General features: G+C 76.3%; 3 protein-coding genes. All 3 read right to left on the reverse strand.

Going from position 1 to position 3120, the window contains the following annotated elements; all coding sequences use genetic code 11:
* Nucleotides 1-176: 176 nt before the first annotated feature.
* On the reverse strand, nt 177-611 hold the full coding sequence (locus ACZ7KF_RS26260) for a YbaB/EbfC family nucleoid-associated protein (protein ID WP_471079709.1): 435 nt from the start codon (nt 609-611) through the stop codon (nt 177-179).
* A 167-nt stretch (nt 612-778) separates the two neighbouring features.
* The gene (locus ACZ7KF_RS26265; RefSeq protein WP_471079712.1) at nt 779-1504 is read right to left on the reverse strand and encodes a type VII secretion system-associated protein; all 726 of its coding nucleotides are present in this window, start codon (nt 1502-1504) and stop codon (nt 779-781) included.
* Between the two features lie 153 nt (nt 1505-1657).
* Nucleotides 1658-3120 (reverse strand): hypothetical protein (locus tag ACZ7KF_RS26270; protein ID WP_471079715.1); only part of this gene is annotated, 1463 nt, incomplete at its 5' end.

Here is a 3120-nt window from a genome sequence, read left to right on the forward strand (position 1 = left end):
GACAGGCTCCGTTCCGAATGGGCGGGTCAGGGAGTCGGCTGGTGGGCCGGGGCGGGCCGGCACCCGCCATGCCGCAGGGCCGACGGGTACGGCGGGGTGCTACGGGCGGACGGGTACTGCGGGCGGACGGGTGCCACGGGCCGGTTCCGGGCTGTCCGGGGACCGGCGCCGGCCCGTCACACCGCGCGGCCCCGGTCGACGTACGCCCGGACGGCGTCCGGCATGGCCGGCTCGGACGGAATCAGCTGCGCCACGTCGGCCGTGCCGCGCAGCAGTTGCTCCGCGTCGAGCCCCTGGGGCAGGTGCGGGGCCATGACCTCGGCGACGGCGGCGACGGCCTTGCCCCTGGCCTCCTGGACGGTGCCCACGATCAGATCCGCCAGCTCCTTGGGAGCCATGCCGCGGTAGGCGCCGGTGGGGAACTCCACCGACAGCAGCTCGCCCTGCGGGCCGACCGTGACCTTCATGGCCTGTGCCTTGGCCGTGGCGGTGCCCGTCACCTCGCGCATACGGCTCTGCAGTTCGCCGATCTGCGCCAACTGGGCCTGGTAGCCCGCCCGCAGTTCCTCGAGCTGCTCGTCGAACGGCGTGGACACCTGCTCGCTCCTCATGGGTCGGATGTACGGGGGGTCACCCGGCGCGGGCCCGGTGACGCGCGAGGCGGTCACAGCCTCTGCCCCCACACCGAAACACGACCCGGGCCCCGGAGAGAACCGCAGCTCACAAGGCTTGCCCGCGCGAACATCGGCCCTGTCCGAACAGACGCGGGGCGAACGGCTCACGCCGTGCCGTCGACGTCCTGCGTGCCCTCTGCCTTCACTGCCTTCTCTGCCTTCTCTGCCTTCTGTGCCTTCTGTGCCTTCTCTGCCTTATCGGCGTCCCCGGCCTCCGTCAGGGCGTCGCGGAGCGGTTGCGTCTCGACGGTGAGGGAGACGGCTCCGGCCGGGTTGAGGTAGAGCAGATGCTCGGGCGGCAGCAGGGCGACGACGTCCCGGCAGGTCATGACCCGGTACGCCAGTCGCCCGGCCGCGTCCACCTGGGGCTGGGCGGTGAAGGCGGGCAGTACCGCGGTGCCCTCCGGGGTCACCGCGGTGACGACTCCGCCGTCCGGGCGGACGTGCACGGCGAGTTCGCTTCCGACGAGGGCGCGTACGACGTCCTCGGGGCGGCCGTAGCCGGTGGCGGCCCGTTGCACCGCGTGGTCCGCCGGATCCGTGGGCGGGGCCCAGCCGAGCGCGGCGGGCGAGGGACGGTAGGTGTCGTTCTCCTGCCACTCGACGATCTCTCCGCTCGCGTCCGAGCGCCAGCGGCCGATGACGGCCCAGCCCGGCGGTGGCCCCTCGGCCTCGTCCCAGGCCGGATCGACCATCCCGAGCCAGTGGTCGGGGGCCCGGCGCGCGGCTTCCCGGATGTCGTCGGGCGGTTCCGGCATGACGGGGGTGGGGGGTGTCACCGGTGTGGTGGGCGGGGCGGGTGGTGCGGGGAGGGCGCTGCTGTCGCTCATGGTTCCGTTCTCCTGGGCGGCCGAAGCGGCCGGGGCGCGTATGGGACGGCGTGGGGGACGAGGTGATGAGGGAGGGGCCACGGGTGATCCGCCCGTGGCGGACGGTGGCGGGCCGTCCGGCACGGGCGGTGGGAGGCACCGGGTGAACGGTGCCTAGCCGATGGAGTCCGGTACGACGGGGCGGGTGCCCCAGGTGGAGGCGTCCTGCGTCAGCAGGTCGACCATGCCCTTGTCCTCCGCGTCGTCGTCCTCCTGTTCGCCGTCCGCGCCGGGGCCGGTTCCCTGGGCCTCCGGCTCGTCCGGCAGCTCGCCGGCCCCGTTCCCGCAGCGGATCTCGACGTCGGAGTCGGCCAGACCCGCGGACGCCGGGCTCTGGGCCGTCGCGGCGGCCCTGGCGGCCGGCCGCCAGGTGGTCAGCTCCGGCTCGGCGAACGGCGCGGTGCCCGGGTCCGCCGTGCGTTCGGCGGCACGGAGGGTGCTCGTGCCCTCCGCCTCCCAGACGGCCGGCGCGGCGGTCGCGTACCCGGAGGTGCTCTCCCGGTGCTCGCCGTCGGCCGAGCCCTGACCCGCGAAGGCGAGCATCAGCATGCCGAAACCGGCCGCCGCCACGTCCCAGGTGGAGGTGTCGTCCGCCGCCGCGGACGGCGCCGGGAGCGGGACACGGTCATCGGGCAGGTACGGCAGCGGGACGGCCACCACCTGATCGCCGGACACGGCGTCCGCCGTACCCCTGTCCGTGGTGGACGCGGCCGCCGCCTGACCCGTGGGGGCCTCCGTCGCCGGCTGATCCGTGGTGGCCTCCGCCGTCTCCTCACCCGTGGTGGACGCGGCCGCCTTCCGGCCCGTGGTGGACGCGGCCGCCTTCCGGCCCGTGGTGGACCGATCCGCCTCGTGCCCCCTGGCGGCCGCTGCCGTCTCCCGCCTCGTGCCGGCCCCGCCGGACGCCTGCGCAGCCGGGAGACCCGGGATGCCGGCCGGGACGGCGGCGGGGGTCGCCTGTGCCGATGCGGCCGAGGCCGGCGGCGCGGTCTCCCCCTCTGCCTCGCCGGGCGTCCACGCGGCGGGCGAACCGCCGAGCAGCGCGGACGCGGCGCTTCCCTCCTCGGCGCTTCCCTCCCCGGTCCGGCCGGCACCGGAACGCGCGCCGTCGGAGCCCTGGCGTGCCGCCGGCGCCACCGGCAGGGGCAGCACGGGCACGGGCATCGCCGACGCGGTGGCGGCCGTGCCCGAGAGCACGGAGCCGCCGGCCGACGCCCCGGCCACCGGACCCGCCTCCGCGCCCGCTTCTCCGTCACCGGTCCAGGGCGCCGTCGCCTCCTCCAACAGCCCGGACGAGTCGGGGCGTTCGCCCGTGGCCGCGCCCGCGGCCCCGGCTCCCGCCGCGCCCGTGCCCGGCATCATCGGCATGAACGGCATTCCGGCAGCCGCGGCGGCGGTCTCACCCGCACCCGGCGCCGAGGGCTCCGCCGTCGACGCCGTCTCCGGGTTCCGGGTGGCCTCCCGACCCGCGTCCAGGCCGGCCAGACCCGCACCACCGGCCGCCACACCCGCCACCGGCTCCGCCTCCGGCAACCCGCCCAGCTCGGCACCACCGGACCACGGTTTCACCTCACCGC

Source organism: Streptomyces sp. NPDC038200 (genome assembly GCF_055600785.1).